This is a genomic window from Sphingobacterium sp. UBA3549, from assembly GCF_002376635.1.
GTDB lineage: Bacteria > Bacteroidota > Bacteroidia > Sphingobacteriales > Sphingobacteriaceae > Sphingobacterium.
Window position 1 is genome coordinate 451233 of sequence record NZ_DFOE01000037.1, and the last position, 25650, is coordinate 476882.

Sequence of the window (25650 nt, forward strand, 5' to 3'; positions counted from 1 at the left end):
AATTAAAAGATGTTATGAAATTCTATTTGCTGGTTAAGGATATCTTGATGAGTTAGATCCTTTCGTTGAATCATTTCAAAATAACATTTAGCTGTTATCTCAGCGTCCTTTTCTGCATCGTGTAAATGTTCCGGTGGAGACAAGAATAGGGATTCATGTAACAGCGACAGTGGAAGATGTACCATATTTGGATTTCTAACATACCTTTTGCTATGTAAAAGTGTACAAAAATAATCTATTTCACCAAACGGAAGCGCAAGGTTCGATCGGTAGAATTCCGCAGATAATACTTGTAAATCAAAGGAAAGGAAATGTCCAACAATCTGAGGTTTATATTTTTTGATGTCATGACTGAGCTTGCGCAACACTTCTTTTTTCTTCTCACCATATTGCCTTAAGAAAGGGGGCGTCAACCCATGGATTTGCTCTGATGCCGGACTGATCGGAATGAGTGGTTCGTAGATATATTTATTGCTCCGTTTGATCTCATTTTGGGCTTCGTCAAAAATGATCCAGGCCAATTGCAGTACATGTGGCCAATTATCGATTTCTGTGTACCTTTTATTCCATTTTTTCGGTAGGCCAGACGTTTCTGTATCTAGAAATAGCAAATATTTTTTCAATGAATTATTGTTGAGTATGCTCTAAAATACTAAAATATTCTAGTTAATAATAGAGAAATCTGCATTTGTAAAGCATCTCCTTTGTAAAAAACGAGATACGAATTTTAATGTTTGAAATTTTATATGTAAAATTAACATTTATTAGTGAATTATAAATAACCAATTATGTGCAAAAGACTATTATGCATGTTTCTTTTTGTCTTTTCAATACTTGCTGAACTTTATGCCGGAAATAAAAGTAGTACCGTTCGTTACACGATGGAAGGAATTGTAAATCAAGAACGGTTTCAATATGCAGTTGACCTGTTACAAAAAGAATTGATTAAATCAAGTGTTACCGACGATCTCGATATTGAGGTAAGTACGGCAGTACAAAGAAAATCTTTACCAGACTCAATCAGGAGTAAATTGATTGAAAAAGAACATTTTGTTCTATTTCGAAAGAGCAAAACAGATCCGATCACTTTGATCGGTACGGATGAATCGGGGGTTTTGTATGGCTGTATGGCGTTGCTGGCAGATAGGCATTGGCTGAACGCTGGGCCATTCTTTTTGGCCGATGGACCAAAAATGGTTATGCGTGGCACAAGCATTGGCCTTCAAAAAACTGCGTATTTGCCGGGGCATGATATTTACGAATATCCTTATACACCTGAATCTTTTCCATGGTTTTATGATAAAAAATTGTGGTTGAAGTATTTGGATATGATGGTTGAAAACAGGTACAATGCTTTGTATTTATGGAATGGGCACCCTTTTTCTTCATTGGTGAAATTAAAAGATTATTCTTATGCGCTTGAAGTAGATGAGACAACATTTGATAAAAACGAGGAGATCTATACTTTTTTGACAAAAGAAGCTAATAAAAGGGGGATTTGGATTATCCAGATGTTTTATAACATCATCCTGCCGAAGCCTTTTGCCGATCGTCATGGGTTAAAAACTCAAGAGCGCAATCGTGCTATTACACCGCTAATTTCTGATTACACCCGCAAAAGTATTGCTGCTTTTGTGGCTAAGTATCCAAACGTCGGATTACTAATCACGTTGGGCGAGGCAATGGAGGGAGTCGGTCAAGATGATATTAACTGGTTTACCAATACCATCATTCCGGGAGTAAAGGACGGATTACATGCATCAGGTACTAATGGCGAGCCACCTATTATTTTAAGAGCCCACGACACTGATGCACCAGCTGTTATGAAAGCTGCATTACCAATTTATAAAAACCTCTATACTATGGCTAAATATAATGGTGAGGCGCTGACCACCTATACTCCAAGAGGGAAGTGGGCCGAGTTACATCGCTCTTTAAGTGCCATTGGTACAGTCCATATTCAGAATGTTCATATTTTAGCCAACTTGGAACCATTTAGATATGGCTCACCTGATTTTATCCAGAGATCGGTCAAAGCTATGCATGAAGTTCATCATTCAAACGGTATTCATATCTACCCCCAGGCATCTTACTGGGACTGGCCATATGCAGCAGACAAGGTAAATAATAGATTGCTTCAGGTAGATCGCGACTGGATGTGGTACAAGGCATGGTCACGATATGCTTGGAATGAAAATCGAGATTTGTCACAAGAGCAATCTTATTGGTCGAATGAACTTTCCCGATATTATGGTATTCCCGAGAAGGATGCACTGAATTTACTATTGGCTATCGAAGAAATTGGTGAGATATCGCCTAAAATACTTAGGCGATTTGGTATTACAGATGGTAATAGACAGACGTCTTCACTCGGAATGCTGATGACGCAATTGATAAATCCTTATCGTTATGGTCTGTTTACTCTTCTTTATGAATCTGAAGCTCCTGAAGGAGAAATGATTATTGATTATGTCGAGAGAGATTACCACAAGGAAGGCCATGTTGGGGAGACACCTCTGCAAGTGTCGGAAGAAATTGTGAAACATGGAGATCGTGCAGCTGCGCTGATTAAGGAGTTAGGAAAACCAATGAAAAATGTTGCAGAATTTAATCGCTGGCTTACTGATATACGGATTCATCAATTGTTGGCCAATCATTATAGCTATAAGGTTAAGGCAGCTCTTCAGCTGCTTCAATACAAGTATTCCCATGATCTTGGCGCGCTTCGGAAAGCGCTGCCAGATTTGGAGCAAAGTGTGACGGAATATCGAAAACTTACGCAGATCACAAATCAGGCCTATTTATATGCAAATAGCATGCAGACTAAACAACGTAAGATACCCATGCGCGGAGCTGATGCTTCGTTCATTCACTGGAAAGAGATGCTTCCTGTATTTGAAGCGGAGTTGAATAATTTTAAACATGCGATAGATTCTTTAGCTACAATTTCGGATGTCTATACACATGCCAAAGCGGTATTAAAGTCAGAAGAGATTACGTTTTTGGATGATCAGCAACTTATTCCATTGAAAAAGGGCGCAAAATTGTATGCAGATCAGGAGTTAGTTGTTACCCATCTGGCCAACGAATTGGAAGGACTGCAAGCGGTACAGATTAATACCGAAAAGCAAAAGCTTCAGGGAACACATCTTCGCTTTAAGAATAATAAAGCAGTGAAGATATTGATTGGTTATTTTAATAGTAATGACAAAGTTTTTGCGCCTAAACCTATACTGGAAATTGATGCAAGTGCAAATGATTTTGGTCAAGCAGAGGCAAGAATACGTAATGCTATACGAATACAATACATGCCGATGGTGGATATTCATACCTATTCCTTTCCTCCAGGGGTCAATGAGCTGAAGATTCCAAAAGGAGAGGTGCTTATTTTGGGTATAGTGGATCATGAGCAACTCTCTAATTCATATAATGCAGACGTGGACAATCAAGGAGATGATCTAGACGACTTGTTTGGCTATTATCGGGAAACCAAATTGTAAATACAACCATGTCCTTCAGGATAGTACAGGATAAACAACTTAAACGAAGTGGGTATTTTACGAGAACACAATACATCTACTTCAACTTTTTTGATATTAAATAAGGAATGAAAATTATAAAATCTATTCTTGCGCTTCTTTTCTGTGCGCTATCATGTGTAAAGGCACAGCAGAAATTAGAAGATAAAGTTCACAGCTATGTTCAAGAGTTTAACAAAAACGATAACGAAGCAGTAATCAATAATATTCCGAATAAGGATGCCTATGACTGGATGATGGCTAATATTCCTTTATTTGACTGTCCGGATAAGGAAATCGAGCAAACCTATTATTTTCGATGGTGGTCTTACCGAAAACATATCAAATCTAGTCCGGAAGGCACCTTGGTGACCGAATTTATTGAGCCAGTGAAGCATGCTGGAAAATACAATTCAATCAGTTGTGCGCTCGGACACCATTTGTATGAAGGAAGGTGGATTCGTGACAATGCATTTCTAAAAGAATACATCGACTTTTGGCTTTATCATGCAGACAAGAATCAATCGAAGCCAAGGTTTCATCAATTCAGTTCTTGGCTACCTGATGCCTTACTAGCTTATTGTAAAGTTAATCCTGATAATCAATATCTAAAAGACCGTCTATTGGATTTGGATTTGGATTTTAAAAAGTGGGAAAAAGAAAGAAAGACTAAAAATGGACTCTTTTGGCAATTTGACGTTCAAGATGGTATGGAAGAGTCGGTGTCGGGTGGACGTAAGGTTCATAATATGCGTCCGTCAATCAATAGCTATATGTATGGAAACGCTGTAGCGATTGCGACAATTGCCAAATTGGTGTCTAATCCAAAATTAGAGAAAAAATACAATTCCTATGCACAGACTTTACGCCAATTGATATTGGATTCGCTTTGGGACAAAGAAGATCAATTTTTTAAAACAAAGATGGAAAAAGGGGAGCTACACCCCACGCGGGAAGCAATCGGTTTTATCCCATGGTACTTTCATTTACCTCCGGATAGAACAGCTTATGGAAAAGCTTGGCTGCAGCTACCCGATACCGCAGGATTTAATGCACCTTGGGGAACAACAACGGCTGAGCGGCGTGAACCGACATTTCGAACCCGTGGAACTGGACATAGCTGTGAATGGGATGGTGCAATTTGGCCTTTTACAAGTTCACAGACCATCAGGGGGATGGCTAATTATTTAAGCGATTATAAAAGGAATAAAGCAGTTGACGCAAACGATTTATACGAGCAAATCCATAAATATGCCAAATCCCATGTTATGAATGGTAAACCCTACATCGGTGAATATCAAGATGAGAAAACTGGCGAATGGTTGAAGGGAGATCATCCGAGAAGTAAGTTTTATAACCATTCTACATTTGCGGATATCATTATTCAGGATCTAATTGGAATAAAACCACAAACTAATCCTATTCTTGAGATAAAACCGTTGATTTCGAAAGATCAATGGGACTACTTTTCACTCACCCAGTTAACGTATCACAATAAGAACATTGCTATTTACTGGGATGTCACTGGCGAGAAATATCACAAAGGCAAGGGACTGATCATCTATGTGGACGGTGTAAAGTCAATGCAACAAAAGGATTTAAAAAATTGTAAGATTAACTTAAAGTAATATGATCAGAAAGAGCTATCGTCATGGAATAATAACTGTATTACTCTGTTTATTCATGTTGGGTTTGCAGGCACAAACTTGGCTTAACGTCATGGATTTTGGTGGTCGGAAGGACAGCACGGGAAGTAATACATTGGCTATCAAAAAAGCTATTACAACAGCGTCCAATAGAGGCGGGGGGACGATTTATTTTCCAGCTGGAAAATACGTCACCGGGCCCATTCATCTTAAAAGTAATATTACGATTTATATCGATGCTGGAGCGGAGTTACATTTTAGCGATAATTTTGATGAGTATTTACCTATGGTTGAATCTCGTTGGGAAGGAACTGTTGTTACAAACTTTTCGCCATTATTTTACGGTAATAATCTAGAGAATATCAGTATCCAAGGACGTGGGCTCATTGACGGACACGGTAAAAAATGGTGGGGCTATTCAGAGGTTGATGTTAAGAAGCAGACAGAAGATAGCAAATGGCAAAAAGAGTTTAAACGCCTCAATAAAGATGTTTTGGCTCCGGACCTTCCGGGATGGATTGAGAGAGGATTTTTACGCCCGCCTTTTATACAGTTCTTAAACTGTAAAAATGTACAGATCAGAGATATTAAAATTCAAAATTCGCCGTTTTGGACAATTAATCCACAATATTGTGATAACGTTACCGTAGAAGGCGTTACAATAGATAACCCTCCTTCGCCTAATACAGATGGTATCAATCCAGAATCTTGCTCCAATGTTCGCATTGCCAATTGCCACATTAGTGTAGGGGATGATTGCATTACCATAAAATCTGGAAAGGATCGTTCGGGAAGGAAAATCAATATCCCCGCAGAGAATTATACCATTACAAACTGTACGATGCTTCGCGGACATGGTGGGGTAGTTATTGGGAGTGAAATGTCAGGTGGTGTGAAAAATATTGTTATTTCCAATTGTATTTTCGACGGAACAGATCGTGGTATACGTTTAAAAACCGCAAGAGGTAGAGGTGGGATTGTAGAAAATATTCAAGTCTCCAATATTGTCATGCGTGATATTCGAGATCAGGCTATTGTACTAGATATGGAATATGCTAAAAGTGAACCGGGGCCTGTTAGTGAACGTACGCCTAAATTCAGGAACATCTTTATCAACAATTTATCTGGTACAACAAATCGCATTGGTTATATGCGAGGCTTAGCAGAAATGCCAATTGAAAATGTCGTGTTTTCGGATATTAACATGCAGGGAACCACAGGTTTTTCAGCGCTCAATGTGAATGGATTGACATTGAGTAATGTAAACGTCGCGATCACACAGGGTGCGCTATTATCCGTCAAGAACGGTAAAGAACTGAATCTATTGAATATAAAAAACACAACACCGGTGGCTGAAAGATCGCTTATCGAGCTTGAAAATTGTAAATCAGTGAATGTGCAGAGTTGCTTTCCATTGTTAGGTACAGCACTCTTTTTGGATTTAGTCGGATCAGCGAATGAAGCTATCTATGTTCACGGTAATAATCTAGCTCGTGTAAAACAAATACTCCGTGGTAATTATAGAAACGGTCAGTTAACGTCAAATGTAAACCCTTTGGAAGCTAAATAATGCGTTTGTATCTGTATATTTTATTGTCTTTTTTTTCGATATGGCCCTTGGGCTTCGCTTTTGCACAAACACGTGTGTGGTTTGATCATCCTGCCAAACAATGGGAGGAGGCTTTACCTATTGGCAATGGTCGACTCGGAGCCATGGTTTATGGGGGAGTCGAGGAGGAAGAATTGCAGTTTAATGAGGAGACATTGTGGACGGATGGACCACGAAATTATAATAAAAAAGGCGCATCAAAGTATCTTCAAAACATACGGGAGTTGCTTGATCAAGGGCAACAGAGAGGTGCGGAATCTTTAGCGATGCGGGAATTTATGGGGCTTAAAAGTGAATCAGAAGATCCTGATGCTTGGCTGGAAAAAATTGGGAAAATTCGCGAGCAAAAGCATGGGCCTTTTGAGTTCGTTTTTGACGATAGTAAATGGCCGCTTATAAGGGCTCCGCATTATGAGGGTTGGGAGAGTCTAGGACTGGAGGGTTTGGATGGTGCCGTTTGGTTTCGTTATGAATTTCACCTTTCAAAAAATCAGCTGTCAGAGGTCTGGGCGTTGGATTTAAATAAGATCAGGACCATCGATTATACGTATATCAATGGTAAGCTCGTTGGTCAGTCGGTGGGGGATGATACCAGAAGACTTTATCAAATACCTAAAGGGCTACTGAAAGAAGGGAGAAATAGTATCGCAATTCAGGTGATCAATTTAGAAGGAAAAGGAGGTGTAGCTGGTTATAAGGACACAAAGCAGTCAATAGGATTAAAAAGTTCCACCGGAAAACTAATCTCGCTTAATGGAGAGTGGAAATACTATATTCAAGATCCAAACAGTCCCAAAATAGGAAGTTATCAGGCATCTTATCAGCCTTTTGGTACGTTAAATTTGCAATTCGATCACAAAGAGGCAAAGCGCTACAGCCGGATACTCGATATGGATAAAGGTGAAGTTCGTGTCAATTATGATGCTCATGGAATTCACTATAAAAGAACTTATTTTGCAAGTTATCCCAACAATTTTATCGGCTTAAGATTACAGGCAGATCAGAAGGGAAAAATCACTTTTAGATTACGCTTGAATACCAAACATCAGCGTGCCAAACTTGATCACATGATGGACTCCTCCATCGGTATGGAGGTATGGGTCAAAAATGGTTCGATGCGAGGAACAGCCTTCGTAAAGCTCAAATTGAAAGGTGGTCGGGTATTTTATGAAGGTAATGATCTTGTTGTTAAACAAGCCGATGAGGTCCAGATTTATCTAACTGCATCAACCAATTTTAAATCTTATCGAGAACTGAACGATCAGTATGCTACTGTCGCATTGGATAGATCCAAAAATTTATGGAAGTCGGACTTTGATAAATTGTATCAAATCCATCAAAAAGATTACCAGAATTTGTACCGTCGCTTTGCAATAGAACTTTACGATAGCAGCCAGCTCGATACTATTCCAACAGATAGAAGATTAAGAAGGGCAGTAATGTTGGATGACCCTGGGCTGCTCGCGCTTTATGTGCAATACGCCCGATATCTCCAAATTGCAGCTTCTCGAACAGGTAGCCAACCTATGAATCTTCAGGGCATTTGGAATTCATCTTTAGAACCATCATGGGGGAGCAAATATACGACTAACATAAATTTGGAGATGAACTATTGGCCGACCGAGGTTTTAAATCTCTCTGAATTGCAGGATCCTTTATTCCAAATGATTCAAGATTTGCATGTGGCGGGTGCAGAAACGGCCAAAGAATATTATGCTGCCCGGGGTTGGGTTTTACATCACAATACGGATTTATGGCGGGGTACAGCTCCCATTAATAATTCCAACCATGGTATATGGCCAACAGGTGGAGCTTGGTTGGTGAGACATCTTTGGGAACATTATCTTTACACACAAGATTTACACTTTTTAAAAGAATATTATTCAATTATTAAGGATGCTACCTTATTTTTTAAGGACTTTCTTGTCAAGGACAAAGTAACGGGATGGTTGGTCAGCTCACCTTCAAACTCCCCCGAGAATGGAGGGTTGGTCAAGGGGCCTACTATGGATCATCAGATTATTCGCTCCTTATTTGATATTTTCAACCAAAGCTCCAAGATACTGGATAGCGATAATCTTTTACGGGATTCGATTAGCAACATGCGGAATCAGATTGCACCTAACCAAATCGGGCAATATGGACAACTGCAGGAGTGGTTGGTAGATATGGACGATCCGCAGAATAAACATCGACATGTATCCCATTTGTGGGGTTTATTCCCGGGAAATGAAATCAATCTGATTGGTACACCACAGCTGGTTGAAGCTGCAAAGCGCTCGTTGGTGTTACGGGGAGATGAAGGGACAGGTTGGAGCTTAGCATGGAAAATTAATTTTTGGGCGAGATTAAAAGACGCTCAGCATGCTTATCACATGGTAAAAATGCTATTGCGGCCGGCGGATAATGGAGGTGGTTCTTATCCAAACCTATTTGATGCCCATCCACCGTTTCAGATCGATGGGAATTTCGGTGGGGCATCGGGAATTATAGAAATGTTACTCCAGAGCCACACGGATGGAATTGAGCTATTACCGGCATTACCGGCGGAAATCGGAACAGGAAAAGTCCAAGGAATCAAAGCGCGAGGCGCATTTCAGATCAATATGGAATGGAAAGACGGTCAGTTATTAGGGGTGGCCGTTGAATCGCTTTCAGGAGAAGAACTCCATTTGCGTTATGGTCGTCACGAAATAAAGATTAAAACAAAGAAAGGCGAATCTTATGCCTTTGATAAAGAATTGAAGTTAAAGAAATAATGAAGATTAGATTGACGTTGTTCAGAAAACTGTTTTATTGCGTTTGTATGCTATTGTGCGGATCATTTTCGTATGCCCAAAAACTCCGTAAAACGATCACATTGGATTTTGGATGGGAAACCATAATGCATCAGAAAGATTCCGCAAGATACAATGGATTTCACAATGTGTCTTTTAAGACAGATAAGGACTGGCGGAAAGTGGATGTTCCTCATAATTGGGATGGCTACGAGGGTTATCGTAGATTGCTTCATGGCAATTTACATGGTTATTCTTGGTATCGAAAAAATTTCTCGATCAAACAGCAAAAGAACAAAAATAGGTTCTATTTATTCTTCGAAGGGGTGGGCTCCTATGCGACCGTTTGGTTAAATGGTATGCGCGTGGGATACCATGCGGGTGGAAGAACCACATTTACACTGGATGTCACTGATGCAATTAAATTGGATGGTACGCCCAATCTTTTAGCTGTTCGAGCAGACCATCCGGCACATATTATGGATCTACCCTGGGTAGATGGGGGCTGTTCGACGGAAAGGGGATTTTCTGAAGGATCGCAGCCAATGGGAATTTTTAGGCCAGTGAGCCTATTGATGAAAAATGAAGTCTCTATTACGCCTTTTGGTGAGCATTATTGGAACGATGAGACTGCCGATCATAAAAAGGCTATTGTGCATCAAGCCGTCGAAATAAGTAATAAAAGCCAGAGAAATAAAGATGTGGAGATTGTAACCGAAGTGTTGGATCAGAAAGGGATATCAATTCTTCAATCTACATCGAAAGAGCAGATAAAAGTAAACACAACAAAGGAAATTCGGCTGAAAGATCTGGTTTTGGCCAATCCGCAATTATGGTCTGTGGATTCACCCTACCTATATCGCATAAAAATGCAGATCAAAATTGGTGGACAGATTACCGATGAGGTTGAAACACGTTATGGAGTTAGGTCTGTTCGTTGGTCAAAAGGTTTAAAGCCCTCTGGCGACCCACGTCTCTTGGTTAATGGAAAGCCTATATTTATTAATGGCATTGCGGAGTATGAACATAAGTTGGGGCAATCACATGCCTTTGATAAAGAGGAGATTGATGCCCGGATTAGACAAATTAGAACGCTCGGATTCAATTCATTTCGTGATGCACATCAACCCCATAACCTGCGCTATCAACACGCATGGGATCGTCATGGCATTTTATTGTGGACACAGCTTGCTGCCCATATTTGGTTTGACACACCTGCATTTCGAGAAAATTTCAAAAAATTGTTAACAGAATGGGTACGAGAACGTAGAAATAGCCCTTCAGTAATTTTGTGGGGCCTTGAAAATGAGAGTACACTACCCGAAGATTTTGCATGGGAATGTACAGCACTAATTCGGAAATTAGATCCTACAGCATCTATACAACGACTGGTGACTACATGTAATGGCGGTAGTGGTACCGATTGGGATGTTCCGCAAAATTGGACAGGCACTTACGGGGGAAATCAAAACACCTATGGAGAGGATCTTAAAAAGCAGCAGCTTGTAGGGGAGTACGGCGCTTGGAGGAGCTTGGGCTTACATGCCGAACCACCCTATCTTCCTAACGAGAGTAACTACAACGAAGAGCGCTTTGTCGATATACTACAAACAAAAGTTCGTTTAGCAGATTCTGTTAAAGCCAAAGCGATTGGTCATTATTTATGGCTTTGGAACTCACATGATAATCCGGGGCGTATTCAGGGGGGAGAAGGAAATCGTGATATTGACAGGATTGGCCCGGTTAATTATAAAGGTTTATTAACCCCCTGGGGAGAGCCTACGGATGCTTATTACATGTATCTGTCGCATTATGGTAAAAAGAAGCATCCAATGGTTTATATCGCAATGCATTCTTGGCCAAATCGGTGGTTGGCCCCTGGAGTGAAAGACAACATTCGTATTTTTTCGAATTGTGAGGAAGTCGAACTTTTCAATGATTTAGGATCCCTGTCACTTGGAAAAAAGCAACATCCTGGTTTTGGAAAGCATATTGAATTTAATGGTGTTGAGGTGAGGTATAATATATTGTACGCCGAGGGACGAATAGGGGGAAAGATCGTTAGCCGTGACACCATTATACTACATAATTTTCCCGAAAGTCCACATTTTCGAGACTTTTCCGTAGGCTCATCCAAGATGCTAAAACCAGATCTTGGATATCATTATCTCTACCGTGTTAATTGCGGTGGCGATAATTATACAGATGAATACGGGGTAGAGTGGAAAGCTGACCAACCGTATCGGTCGAAATTGGGCTGGGGCAGTAAATCTTGGGCGGATAGTTTTGAAGGGATGAACACTTATTTTGCCAGTCAACGCGTTATTTTTGATCCAATTAAAGGAACTAAAGACTGGCCTCTTTTTCAGAGCTTCCGATATGGGCTTGAGAAGTTGGGCTATCAATTTGACGTACCTAATGGAGAATATTTAGTTGAATTATATTTCGCCGAACCTTGGTATGGTAAGTTTTCGTCAGGCAATGGCGATCGAGTTTTCGATATTGCTATCAATGGCCAACTTGTTGAGCATAAGTTTGATATTTATAAAAATGCGGGATTCCAGCGCGTAGTCAGAAAAAACTATACTGTTAGGGTTGCTGACGGAAAGATTGTTATCAATTTCCCACGCGTTTATGCTGGACAAGCAGTAATGCACGCCATTGCTATTGCCTCAAAGAAGGGTATTGCCATAGTTTCAGATTCAAGCGGTCAAGATCATTATAATCTAGATTTAGCGCGTCAGAATATAAAACTCCATAGTTGGCTGGATATAGGCAGTGTATTGAAAAAGGATGGCCCTAGCGTAACATCGTTTTTTTCCTTGCCACCATCCTTGTTTGGCTCAGATTATTTTGAGCTTGATAGCAATAGCACCTATCATCTACGTTTTAAAGAACCTACCACTGCTTTCTATCTAGGAAATGAGAAACCGGACAATTTTGAAGAGACCAAAGACAGTGTACAATTGAATACGGGAAAATATTTTGCCGTATTCCGTAGGGTGCTAAAGGTAGGCGAGGAAATTTTGCTGAAAACTGAGCGCGGCGGAGATATTGTGGTCTTTCAGCAGCAAAGTGGGCTTCTTCCAGTGTATGACTTGAAGGAGGTCAAAAACTATAAAGCCTATCAAACCCTTTGGCGGGAAGGTGTTTCCGAAATTGAGTTTGCCGGCCAAAGACGTTTAGTATTTAATGCTAGTGAGAGTTATATCGCTTGGGAGTTTCAGGTCGGTGCAGCGGATGTGTATTCATTATTGGTGAAGTATCATAATCCATTTAAGGAAGTTCGTCGTGCTTACTATGAAATTTTAGACAAAAATAAGCATGTGTTGGTGCCTAAAACTCTTGTATCATTGGAACCTACGCGTTCCGGAAAATGGAATTATATCAATACTGATACAAAGACAATGATCAATGCTGGGACCTATTTTATTAAGCTGTATAGTCTTGATTCTAAAGGTGTTGTTGTGGATAATCTAGAGGTCAAATAGCAAGCAGGTCAGGATAGTACATGACGGTTGCCGATGAAATTTTCAGTTATATTGAGCACTTGAAATTTTGTGTCGTTTTGACGTTTATTTTGAGCAATTATAACGGAAATAAAGTTAAGGGGCTTTATTTAATTTAATATTTAATAACCAAAAAAGGGATAAACCATTTCATGCCTATGAAACGTTTTACATTATTCACAATTTTATTTTTAAGCGTGTCTATGACATTTAGTCAAACAGAGGACGCCTATTGGAAAACTATTACAGATCGGTCTGCAAAAATTGTAGCTAAACTAGCGCTAGCAGATCAAGCCAAGCAAGAGAGAGCGGTTCACATTATTCGTGATCAATATTATCTTTTGAATGCCTGTTATTCGCTTCGCGATTTGAAAATTAAGGAGAATACGGATAAGAGTCTAAAAGAACAGATCGCACAGGAGACGCTTCAGGAAACTTCCAATTTAAATCAAGCTTTCGTGATCCGGTTAAAACAAGTTTTAACACCGGCAGAAGTTGAAGCAGTTAAAAACGGCATGACCTATCATGTTTATCCGAACACCGTGAAGGCCTATCAAGATATGATTCCTAGTCTTTCAAAAGATGAAGTACATATGATTGACAGTTTACTTTATGAAGCTCGAGATTTTGCCATGCAGGCCGAATCTTCGGAAAAAAAACATGCCTGGTTCGGTAAATACAAAGGCAAAATCAATAACTATTTAGCGTCTCACGGCTATAATTTAAAAGAGGAAGGTGACAAGTGGGCCGCGAGACTCAAAAAAACAAACCAATAAACAAGGACCTAAATTATGAATTACTTTATATTCCCAAGGAAATCTTCTATTCGGTTGGCAAAGCTGCTCGCCATTGGAATAATGACAGGTGGGGCCATTCCATGCTTCTCTTATGGTGCGAATCCAAGTGAACTCAATCTGCTTTTTTTTAAAAATATAACAGGAAAGGTGGTTGATCAAAATGGAAAACCTTTGGCGGGAGTAACGATATCCATCAAAGGATCTAAAACTGCGACTTCAACAGACGAGGGAGGTACTTTTAGGCTGAACTTGCCCGTTGGGAATGAGATTTTGGTGCTCAATTTTGTTGGCTATAAAAGATTGGAAATACCGGTTGGCAACCAAAGTGTGTTAAATATACGCATGGAAGCTGAAAGTCAGGAGCTCGATGAGGTTGTTACGGTTGGTTATACCACACAGAAAAAAGCACATTTGACAGGATCGGTTGTGGCAATAAAAGCGGAAGAGATAGAAGATTTGCCTACGACGAACGTGGCCGCTGGATTAGCGGGGCGACTTTTGGGAGTAAATGTTAGTGGGGGCGTATCAAGACCTGGCTCGAAAGCTACCATAGGTGTAAGAAGAAGTATGGCGGCCGGAAAAGATGGCGGGACTTCTGAACCATTGTATGTTATCGATGGAGTAGTTCAGGTTAATGGACAAAATCAACCTGATGCAACGCAATTCAATAACTTGGATCCCTCTGAAATAGAAAGTATCTCTGTGTTGAAGGATGGTGCTGCCGCAGTGTACGGGGTACGTGCTGCCGATGGTGTCATTCTGATCACAACAAAAAGAGGTAAGATCGGTGCGCCAAGAATCAGTTATAACGGTTCTTATGCCATCAATGATGAGGCCTATCGAACAAAAGTCATGAATGCCTATCAATTTGGGATGTACTTTAATATTATGAATGGACCGAACGGGAATAATACCGATCCCTCAAGGCCTGGTTTTGAAAAAGCATTTTTCTCACAGGATGAATTGGATTATTTTAAAGACCATTCTTACAATTGGTTGGATGATGCATGGAAATCCAGCTATTTGACCAAACATTCCTTAAATATTTCTGGTGGAGCAGATAAAGCTACCTATTTTGCGAACGTTGCTTATAACAAACAGAATGGTAATCTATCCACTTTAGACTATGACCGTTGGAACTTTAGAGCAGGTAGCGATATTCAAGTAGCCAGTAATTTCAAGGTGGCGATACAGGTTTTTGGAAACGTGGGAGATTTACAAAAAACCTTTAATAAAATTGGTGGTGAAAATGATGATAACGATTATAGGAACTTATTATTGGCCGCTCCGTATGTTCCTGCTTATGTAAATGGGCTCCCTGCACGATTGCCCGGAACATCAGGAGATTTATCTGCTTATCATTTCTTTGAGTTAGAGCGGTTAAATAATTTAGCAACCTCAGATTCTAGACAATTTGGCGTTAACCTAAGTGGGGAATATCAGGCACCGTGGTTAAAAGGTTTGGTCATTAGAGGATCTTATGCTAGAAACTTTACAAGTTCCCGTGGCACGCAGATCGGAACGAAATATCAAACATATACATTTACCAATGGTGGAGATAATAGACATATTTACGACCTCGGTACCAATCCCATTGCGGCAACTTTCAGCAATGGTAATCGTGTTTATTTTTCCAATGCGAATGGTAACAATTATCAGGCTAATTTTACTGCACTATATGATAAGAAATGGAAACAACACACGTTTTCAGGCTTGTTCTCCATAGAAAAAGGAGAAGCAAAGAGTTCACAGGAAGACGTTTGGAAAGACGATCCACTTGCAAACACCAATGGACAATTCGGTACAGCGTTTGGAGCCGTGGATGGACGTACTGCCGCTTACGAGTCAGGCACGCTAGGTTATGTCGGTCGTATCAACTATCGGTTTGGAGAAAAGTATTTGGCAGAGGTATTGTTTCGTTCGGACGCATCTACAAAATTTGCTCCAGAAAACTATTGGGCGAATTTTTATAACATCTCTGCAGGTTGGGTAATCAGTGAAGAAGAGTTCTTTAAAGTTGATGGGGTAGATTTCTTAAAATTGAGATTTTCGCATGGAAAATTGGGCAGCGATAAAATTCCACTGTGGAATTGGCTACAACGCTATAGCTATCAGACTGGTAAAGGTGCCGTATTTGGCGGGAATGGCGGGGCGACGACTGGTATGAAAATGGAGAAAAGCCCCAATCGCGACGCTACTTGGAGTGCAGAGTATAAAAATAATGTTGGTATTGATGCTCGTTTTTTACGTAGCCGTCTATCGGCCACAATCGAAGGATTCTATTACAAAGGTCATGATGCATTGATCGAACGTACAGGTAATATTCCGATTACAGTTGGAGGATCAGTTGCTGCAGAAAATTTTGGGAGAGAGAATAATTATGGAATAGAGTTCGAATTAGGCTGGCAAGATAAAGTTAATAATTTTAACTACGGCGTTAGTACACGTTTTTCTTGGTCCGATGGAAGGGTCATTCAGGGTAATTTCAATGATATTGATATGTTATATCCTTGGAAACCCAGACCTAATGCCTCTTCTGACCTTGGGGCTTGGGGATACGATTACTTAGGAATGTTTAAGACACAAGCAGATATTGATAACTATGTAAGTCAGTATAACATTACACAAGTATTTGATCAGTCTGTCGATAAATTAAGACCGGGAATGCTATATTATCGGGACGTGAGGGGGCCCCTTCAGTCAGATGGTACTTTCGCAGGGCCTGATGGTATCATTAACGATAATGACCTGATCCAGTTGGCTAAACGTAAGGATAATCATTATACATTAGGCACTACATTAAGAATCGGTTATAAGGGATTTACGGCAGAGTCTGTTATTACAGGTTCGTTCGGAGGTTATTCGGAGATCACAGAGCGTAACAAGCTCAATAATGATATTTCTCGTGTGTATACCAATCTTCCTGACATTTGGGGAAATGTATATGATCCTGTTTTAAATCCCACCGGTACTATGCCGAATCCGCAATGGTCCAGTATTTACAATCAGCCTTCCAGTTTCTGGACTGTTTCGGCCTTTCGCATGCGGATGGCAAGCTTTAATATAGGCTATAAGTTGCCTCAAAGAATGACGCAGTATTTGCGGGTATCGAACGCTAGAGTTTACTTAAGCGCAATGAATCCAATGTCTATCTATAATCCATATAGTTATAAAGATGGAAATGGATCGGCTTGGGATGTCTATCCGAATTTGAGGACATATTCTTTTGGTATTAACCTGACTTTATAAGATTACGATGAGAAAGTTAACGATTTTAACGATGATGCTGGCTTGTTTAGCTTTGACAAATCAGAGCTGTAAGGACAAGTTTTTGGAGGATAAAAAAGACTTTACAGCAGTAAATGGCGATGACGTCTTTAAGGATCCGGTATTGGCTCAGGCGTATGTGGATTACGTCTACGGATTATTTTTGCCAGCAAATAATTCCCAGTCTTTTGTGGCTACAATGGACGCCGCGGAAAACGGTACCTATAATAATGTGTTCACGCAGACAACTGATGAATTAGCTGGCGAGACTGATTTTAATAAACAGTGGAATGCCATTTCTTTTATCAATAACCATGCAAATAAGTATTTTGGTCAACGGATGGGCGCCAACATTGCGAATAACGTGTGGACCCGAATGAAGGAAATTAACCTTTTTCTAAGCAAAATTGATCTTTATGGTATTGATGAGGCTACCCGTAATAAGATGAAGGGGCAGCTCTATTTTTGGCGCGCCTTTCAATATTTTCAACTCGTCAGGATGTATGGCGGTGTTCCTTTAATATTAGAGCCGCAAGTGCCAATTGTAGGTAACAATGAAGCAAATTCTATTCCGCGTAGTGCTACATCAGAGTGTATTGCCCAGATTGTGAAGGATTTGGATTTAGCAAAAAGTCTATTGCCAGGAAAGTGGGACGCTGGAAATTGGGGGCGGATTACTAGTGGCGCAGCAGCGGCTTTGAAAGGACGTGTTTTATTAACTTATGCAAGCCCACAATTTAATCCAAACGATTCGCGAGATCGTTGGGAAGCAGCATATTCCGCAAATACTGAAGCCAAAACCTTATTAGAACAGAATGGCTTTGGGTTGTTCAGGACTGGGGGAGAGGCTAATGGTAAAGCCTGGGGAGACATGTTTTTGAAAGAAGTAGACAATCCTGAAGCAGTAATTGTTTATGGGTTTAATAATGCGGCAGCAACATCCACTGCTGTAAAAAATAATGGTTGGGAGCAAGCAATTCGCCCTAGAGAGCTTTCCGGTGCAGGATCGATTTCACCAACTAAGCAGATATTTGATGCCTTTCCTATGCTGGATGGTAAAAATATTGATGATCCAACCTCTACCTATCCATACGACTCCAAGAAATTTTATAAAAACAGAGATCCGAGGTTTTCAAAAACTTTCGTATATAACGGTGCCTTATTTCCCTATGCAAATGGAACAAATTATCGCCAATGGACTTACTATTGGAAAAATGATAAGGGTGCGTATGTATCTACGGAAACAAGAGGTTCTAACGCAAGTGGCATCTATTTGCGTAAAGGATCTGATCCTGCAGCGTCGGGTACATCAAATGCCGCAGCCGGATTTCAGCAAAGTGGTACAGACTACATAGAAATGCGCTTTGCTGAAGTGCTATTGAATTTAGCTGAATCCGCTATTGGTGCGGACAAATTGGTGGAAGGTTTGAAAGGTATTACTGATATCAGGGCACGTGCAGGTTTGGAAAATAAGGATGGATCTTATGGTTTAAGTAGTATCAGCGGAGACCGAAATAAACTTTTCGGCGCAGTGCTTAATGAACGTAAATTAGAATTAGCGTATGAAGGTAAACGATTTTATGACCTTAGACGTTGGAAGCTTTTTGAAGAGGATTCACCTACCGCCCAACGTATTGGTGTAAAACCATTAAATGGAACAAGAAGAACAGGCTTATTAATTACAGTGAAAAACAATGGCATGGATTATACCGGTGCTTCAGATCCGTTGGTTCGAAATGGCTCAAGTGTTCCTGTCGTTGAACGCCAACCCTCAACTTATCCTGCTGGAATAGCTAACCAGGATCAATACCTCGATTACCTGTATGATAATTATTTTGTAATTGCCGAAAAAGATGATTTAGATCCGACAAATATCCCCTGGAAATTTAGATGGTATACGGAATATTACTTCTTTGGATTAAATCAAACAATCTTGTCTACTTCACCTTATTTACAACAAACTAGTGGTTGGGATAGCATGAATGGAGCAGGAACTTTTGATCCTTTAAAATAGTTTTCCACATACAGAATCTAAAAGCAATGTATGCGTATTGTGACAGACATTGCTTTTGATAAATGTACAGTTGACATATATTTGAAATAGAAATTATAAACCCTACTAACTAGATAAACATGTTACATAAAATAACGCTAACAGCTTTGTTGAGCCTTTTCACATGCATTGCCTTTTGTCAATATCCCAAAATACCAGAAGACGTTAAGAAGTTTACAGATGACCTAATGAAAAAAGCATATCAGCAATCTGACGAAGCATGGCAAAAAGCTTTACCTGTCATAGAAGAATACGCAAAACAAGGTAAACCTTATATTCCATGGGCGGGACGACCGGACGATCTCCCACAAGCTAAGATTTTGGCTTTCCCGGAAGCGGAAGGTGGTGGTAAATTTACTTTTGGTGGTCGTGGCGGCCAGGTATATGTAGTGACTAGCTTAGAAGATAATGGTCCTGGTTCATTGCGGGAGGCCTGTGAAAAAGGTGGTCCTCGCATTATCGTATTTAACGTTTCTGGTATCATCCGCCTAAAAACGCCATTGATTATTCGTGCGCCGTATGTGACTATCGCCGGACAATCTGCGCCAGGTGATGGTGTCTGTGTGGCCGGTGAATCTGTTTGGATCAATACACACGATGTCCTGATCCGACATATGAGATTTAGACGGGGCGAAACTTACGTTGGCCGTCGGGATGACGCCATCGGTGGTAATCCTGTCGGAAATATTATGATCGACCACGTTTCGGCAAGCTGGGGCTTGGACGAAAATATGTCCATGTACCGCCACATGTATAATGATAGTACTGGAAAAGCAGAAGAAAAACGTGGTACTGTAAATATTACCATCCAAAATTCTATTTTCTCTGAAGCTTTAGATACATGGAACCATGCATTTGGTAGTACTTTAGGTGGTGAGAACTGCACATTCATGCGCAATCTTTGGGCAAATAATGCGGCTCGTAACCCATCTATTGGGTGGAATGGTCTGTTCAATTTCTACAACAATGTTGTGTACAATTGGGTACATCGATCAATTGATGGTGGAGACTATCAAGCTACATACAACATTGTTAACAATTACTTTAAACCAGGACCAGCGACACCTTTAAATCAGCCTGTAAGTTATCGCATCTTGAAGCCTGAATCGGGTAGAAGTAAATTGCCTTATGTCGTATTCGGCCGGGCGCATGTCAAAGGTAATATTGTAGAAGGAAACGAGAAAGTAACGGCTAACAACTGGGATGGTGGTGTGCAACTGGAAAATAAAAAAGGGGATGCGATGACTTATGCTGAAGCTCAGCCTTATTTCGCTGCAATGAGCGTTAAGGAACCATTCCCACATGCTAGTTTCCCGGTAATGACTGCGAAGGAAACTTACGGCTTTGTTCTCGAACATGCAGGAGCCACCTTGCCTAAAAGAGACCCTATCGACACACGGGTTGTTGGTGATGTGAAAAATGGTAAACCAGTCAAATTATTAAGCAATGTGAAATTGCCGGAAAAAGATTTTGAACATCGAAGATTACCAAAGGATTCGTACAAAATTGGTATTATTACCGACATATCTCAAGTTGGTGGATATCCAGTATATAAAGGTACACCGTACAAAGATTCGGACAATGATGGTATTCCAGATACAGTTGAGAAAGAAATGGGGCTCAATCCAAATGATCCGAGTGATTCAGCGAAGATTACAGCATCAGGTTACGCGAACATCGAAATCTATCTGAATAAATTAGCTGCTAAATAAAGCTATGACATCGTTACTGAATCGAAATACTGTGTTGCTATTGGGGCTAATAAGCCCCTTAGCGGCATTGGGCCAATATCCGGTTATTCCAGATTCCCTGAAAAAATTGGCTGCAGAACGGGACAATGCAGAAATCATACGTTTAGAAAAAGTCTGGGCAGAAGCACAAAAAATTATAAAGGAGGAAGGGAAGCCTTATATCCCTTGGGCTGCAAAACCGGGTGACTTACCGCAGGCAAAGATTAAAGCATTTCCTGGTGCTGAAGGTGGAGGCGCTTATACCGCTGGTGGACGAGGAGGAAAAGTTTTTGTCGTGACAAGTCTTGCGGACACTGGTCCTGGAACGTTGAGAGAAGCCTGTGAGGCCGGTGGTTCCCGTATCGTTGTATTTAATGTCGCTGGTATTATTCAACTTGAAAAGCCAATTGTTGTCAGAGCGCCTTATATTACGATTGCCGGACAGACAGCGCCAGGGGATGGGGTATGTGTGGCCGGAGAATCTTTTCTGATTGATACGCACGATGTCATTTTAAGGTTTTTACGTTTCCGCCGCGGTGAAACCGATGTAACGAGACGTGATGATGCTGTAGGAGGCAATGTGGTTGGCAATATTATGATTGACCACGTGTCTGCAAGCTGGGGTCTGGATGAAAATATGTCTATCTACCGACATGTATACGACCGTGAAGGTAAAAATCTCAAATTACCCACTGTCAATATTACGATCCAGAATTCTATTTTTTCTGAAGCTCTGGATGCGTACAACCACGCTTTCGGAAGTACAATAGGTGGTTTAAACAGTACCTTTATGCGTAACCTATGGGCGTCAAATATCAGTCGGAATCCTTCCATAGGAATGTATGGTGACTTTGGATTTGTTAATAATGTGATTTGGAACTGGTGGAATAGAAGTGCTGATGGCGGAGATAATAAATCCTTATTCAACTTTATCAATAATTACTATAAGCCGGGGCCAATTACACCCAAAGATAAGCCGATTGCGTACCGTATCTTAAAGCCAGAATCTGGAAGAGATAAAGCCTTTAAAGATCAGTATGGGAAAGTATATGCACATGGAAATGTGGTAGAAGGTTTCCCAGAGGTCACTAAAAATAACTGGGCCGGAGGCATCCAGATTGAAGATCTACCGAATGTTGGTGATCGTGAAAAAGAAATCCGTGTGGATAAGGCGTTTCCAATGGCTCCCGTTACCGCACTATCTGCTCAGGATGCTTACAACTATGTTCTTAAAAATGTAGGTGCATTTCTACCAAAACAGGACGCTGTTGATGAACGGATTATTAGGCAAGTGTCAGAGAATAAAGTGTATTATGATACAACAAAAGCGCAACATGGATTTGTGTCTGCATATGTTAAACGACGCCTTCCAGAAGACTCCTACAAACAAGGGATTATATCCCATATTGCACAAGTAGGCGGATATCCGACTTATCAGGGGATGCCTTACCAAGATTCGGACAACGATGGCATTCCAGATAATGTAGAAAAAAGTATGGGGTTGAATCCAAATGATCCAAGTGATTCTAGAAAGATAGCGAAAAACGGCTACGCCAATATTGAGAATTATTTAAATGGGGTGGTTGCAATAGATGCCGTCGTGCCAAAAAATAAAAAATAATCATGATAAAAAGAATTTCGCTCTTTTCTTGTATCGCATTCTATGCTTTCACCTGCATTGCTTTTACTGCACATGCACAACAAATGAAGGCATATAGTCCTCTAGTATGGGATGAGGCCAAGTTTGTGTACCATGCAGATTCGCTTGGAAATCAGATTCCTGATTTTTCTTACGCGGGATACAAAGGAGGCAATGAAGCTATTCCTACCGGGCAGATTGCTGTTGTTGTTCCTCTAAAAACAGGTGATGCTACACAGCGTATTCAAGCTGCTATCAACTATGTGTCAATGCTACCGTTGGGTAAAGATGGGCTGCGGGGAGTGGTACTTTTAGAAGCCGGGACTTATGAGGTTTCGGGATCCCTGACATTGCATGCCTCAGGTGTTATTCTGCGTGGTAGTGGTTTCACAACAAATGGAACTGTCATCATTGGTGAAGGAACAACAAGAGAAACACTCATCCGTATTCTCGGAAAAGACGATATCACGTTTGCAAAAAAGACAAACGTAACAAGTACTTACGTCCCTGTCAACGCGCGGGTATTGGATATTGATCATGCAGCTTCCTATAAAGCTGGCGATAAAATTAGGATTACAAGACCTTCCACGCAAGATTGGATTAATCAGCTGGGTACTGATCATTTTGGTGGTGGCATTACTTCGCTAGGTTGGAAACCCGGGCAACGCGATGTTACTTGGGATAGAACGATTGTCGCAGTGAAAGGTAATGGTATCGAGATTGATGCACCAATCACAACAGCATTGGACAGACGCTATGGCCAAGCGACTGTTGAGCAATATAATTGGAAAGGAAGAATCGAAAATGTCGGTATAGAAAATATCACACTTAAATCTGCTTTCGATGCGAATAACCCGAAAGACGAAGACCATCGCTGGATGGCGATTACTATTGAAAATGCGGAAAATGTATGGGTGCGTCGCATGCAGTTCCAGCATTTCGCAGGATCAGCCGTTTACGCTTTAGCAAGTACCCAAAAATTAACTGTTGAGGATTGTATTTCCCGGGACCCGGTTTCAGAAATTGGTGGCCAAAGAAGATATACTTTTTTCACAAAAGGACAACAGACCTTATTTCAGCGGCTCTATTCTGAGCAGGGATATCATGATTTCGCAGTGGGCTATCTGGCAGCAGGGCCAAATGCTTTTGTCCAATGTCAGGCAGTAGAGCCTTTCAGTTTCAGTGGTGGGATAGACAGCTGGGCGTCGGGAGTTCTTTTTGATAATGCAGATATAGATGCGCAGGCACTAAGCTATAAAAACCGAGGTCAAGATGGCCAGGGAGCTGGCTGGTCGGCAGCAAATTCTGTATTTTGGCAGTCGACAGCTGGACTTGTAGAGTGTTATCAACCCCCAACGGCACAGAACTGGGCTTTTGGGATTTGGTCTCAATTTCAGGGAAATGGCTATTGGGAGCAATCGAATGAATATATCAAGCCCAAAAGCTTGTATTATGCGCAGTTACGGGAAAGAATTGGCCTAGCGGCTGATGAACGCACAGTACTGTTGCCAGTTTTGACCGAAGCATCCAGTAGTCCGCCCGTCAGTGTTGCCATGGAGTTGACGCGTCAGTCTGAAAATCCAATGACGAAACTGGTTGACTTTATTGCAGAAGCCGGTGATCGTTATCCCTTAAATACGACCGCAAATGTAAAAACCATCGATCAAATCGGCTATAAAGAGATCACCCTAGCAAAAAAACAAGCCGATATGCGTGTCGTAAACGGTTGGTTGGTACGTGGTGATGAAGTACTCGTAGGGGCCAAATCGGATGTTCCGTGGTGGAATGGTAGCGCTAGACCGCATGGTGCTGAAAAAGCTAAACCACATATCACGCGCTATGTGCCTGGAGAGGTTGGCACGGGGTTGACGGACGATCTTGAAGAGATGACGGATGCATTAAAAAAAGATAATATTATCGCCATTGATCATAATTACGGGCTTTGGTACGATCGGAGACGTGATGACCACGAGCGTATTCGTCGGATCAATGGGGAGGTGTGGCCTCCGTTTTATGAACTGCCATTTGCGCGTAGTGGCCAGGGCTTAGCTTATGACGGCTTGTCTAAGTATGATTTAACAAAGTACAACGAATTTTATTGGGGACGCTTGAAACAATATGCAGATCTAGCAGACCAAAAAGGTTTGGTATTGCTGCATCAAAATTATTTTCAACATAATATTATCGAAGCTGGTGCACATTACGCGGACTTCCCATGGCGTGCAGCTAATAATATCAATAATGTCGGATTTCCAGAACCTGTTCCTTATGCGGGTAATAAACGAATTTTCATGGCAGAACAGTTCTACGATATCGATAACCCTGTTCGTCGTTCATTACACCGCGCATACATCCGTCAATGTTTAAATAATTTTAAAGACAACTCGGGAGTTATTCAGATGATCAGCGCCGAATATACCGGACCGTTGCATTTCGTTCAGTTTTGGATCGATGTGATCAAAGAATGGAAGGCTGAGACGGGTAAAAATCCAATGATTGGTTTAAGTGCTACGAAAGACGTACAGGATGCTATTTTGGCGGATACCGAACGTGCCAAAGAAATCCAGGTCATTGATATCCGCTACTGGCACTACCAAGCCGACGGAAAGACCTATGCGCCACAAGGAGGGCAAAATCTGGCACCGCGTCAACATGCACGATTGTTGAAACCAAAGAAAACATCGATGGAGGCCGTTTATAAAGCCGTATCCGAATACCGCACAAAATATCCGGATAAAGCAGTGTTATACTTTGCTGACAACTACCCAACGATGGCATGGGCCTCCTTTATGGCCGGTGGTTCTATGGCAAACTTACCTAAGATAGGAAACAACGATTTCTACCGTGCAGCATCAGCGATGAAAGCAACAGAAATCAATGGCGCCTGGTTGCTAAAAGGTAGCCAAGGTCTGATCATTTATAAGGAAAAATCCGATGCAGAAGATATTGATCTATCCGATTATAAAGGCGGTTTTGAAATGACACGCATTAATCCGAAAAACGGAACGATTATCAAAATAGAGAAGATCAATCTCGGGAAGCATATTCATTTGAGCAATTATACCAAAGAGCCAGAAATAATTTGGCTAAATAAGAAATAAAAAT

General features: G+C 40.9%; 12 protein-coding genes. 11 read left to right on the plus strand and 1 reads right to left on the minus strand.

The genetic code is table 11. The annotated features are described in order from the left end of the window. Window positions 1–2: 2 nt before the first annotated feature. Window positions 3–623 carry a 3'-5' exonuclease gene (locus tag B2W36_RS20670; protein WP_293883916.1) on the minus strand — a complete coding sequence of 207 codons (621 nt, stop codon included), beginning with the start codon at window positions 621–623 and terminating at the stop codon, window positions 3–5. A gap of 165 nt (window positions 624–788) precedes the next feature. Here B2W36_RS20670 and B2W36_RS20675 point away from each other — a divergent pair, with 165 nt between their 5' ends. The 11 genes from B2W36_RS20675 (at window position 789) to B2W36_RS20725 (ending at window position 25646) form a co-directional block, all read left to right on the plus strand. Beyond that, a complete protein-coding gene (locus B2W36_RS20675) occupies window positions 789–3500 on the plus strand; it encodes an alpha-d-galacturonidase (RefSeq protein WP_293883914.1) in 2712 nt (903 codons plus the stop codon). 107 nt (window positions 3501–3607) lie between these two features. Further along, complete coding sequence (locus B2W36_RS20680; protein ID WP_293883912.1) at window positions 3608–5146, plus strand: MGH1-like glycoside hydrolase domain-containing protein; 1539 nt, start codon at window positions 3608–3610, stop codon at window positions 5144–5146. Between the two features lies 1 nt (window position 5147). Further along, entirely contained in the window at window positions 5148–6734 is a 1587-nt protein-coding gene (locus tag B2W36_RS20685) for a glycoside hydrolase family 28 protein (protein ID WP_293883910.1), read from the plus strand. Beyond that, on the plus strand, window positions 6734–9532 hold the full coding sequence (locus B2W36_RS20690) for a glycoside hydrolase family 95 protein (RefSeq protein ID WP_293883908.1): 2799 nt from the start codon (window positions 6734–6736) through the stop codon (window positions 9530–9532). The genes B2W36_RS20685 and B2W36_RS20690 overlap by 1 nt, the downstream gene beginning before the upstream one ends. Beyond that, window positions 9532–13041 (plus strand): malectin domain-containing carbohydrate-binding protein, encoded by a 3510-nt coding sequence (locus B2W36_RS20695; protein ID WP_293889402.1) that lies wholly within the window; start codon window positions 9532–9534, stop codon window positions 13039–13041. Before B2W36_RS20690 ends, B2W36_RS20695 begins: the two co-directional genes overlap by 1 nt. A gap of 176 nt (window positions 13042–13217) precedes the next feature. Continuing rightward, on the plus strand, window positions 13218–13835 hold the full coding sequence (locus B2W36_RS20700) for a DUF3826 domain-containing protein (RefSeq protein ID WP_293889403.1): 618 nt from the start codon (window positions 13218–13220) through the stop codon (window positions 13833–13835). Window positions 13836–13850: 15 nt separating this feature from the next. Then, complete coding sequence (locus tag B2W36_RS20705) at window positions 13851–17105, plus strand: SusC/RagA family TonB-linked outer membrane protein (RefSeq protein WP_293883903.1); 3255 nt, start codon at window positions 13851–13853, stop codon at window positions 17103–17105. A 7-nt stretch (window positions 17106–17112) separates the two neighbouring features. Next, a complete protein-coding gene (locus tag B2W36_RS20710) occupies window positions 17113–19137 on the plus strand; it encodes a RagB/SusD family nutrient uptake outer membrane protein (protein WP_293889404.1) in 2025 nt (674 codons plus the stop codon). A 119-nt stretch (window positions 19138–19256) separates the two neighbouring features. Continuing rightward, window positions 19257–20888, plus strand: a complete 1632-nt coding sequence (locus tag B2W36_RS20715; protein WP_293889405.1) for a polysaccharide lyase — start codon at window positions 19257–19259, stop codon at window positions 20886–20888. A gap of 4 nt (window positions 20889–20892) precedes the next feature. Further along, complete coding sequence (locus B2W36_RS20720; protein WP_293883897.1) at window positions 20893–22527, plus strand: polysaccharide lyase; 1635 nt, start codon at window positions 20893–20895, stop codon at window positions 22525–22527. A 2-nt stretch (window positions 22528–22529) separates the two neighbouring features. Beyond that, window positions 22530–25646 carry a DUF6298 domain-containing protein gene (locus tag B2W36_RS20725; protein WP_293883895.1) on the plus strand — a complete coding sequence of 1039 codons (3117 nt, stop codon included), beginning with the start codon at window positions 22530–22532 and terminating at the stop codon, window positions 25644–25646. Window positions 25647–25650 lie beyond the last annotated feature (4 nt).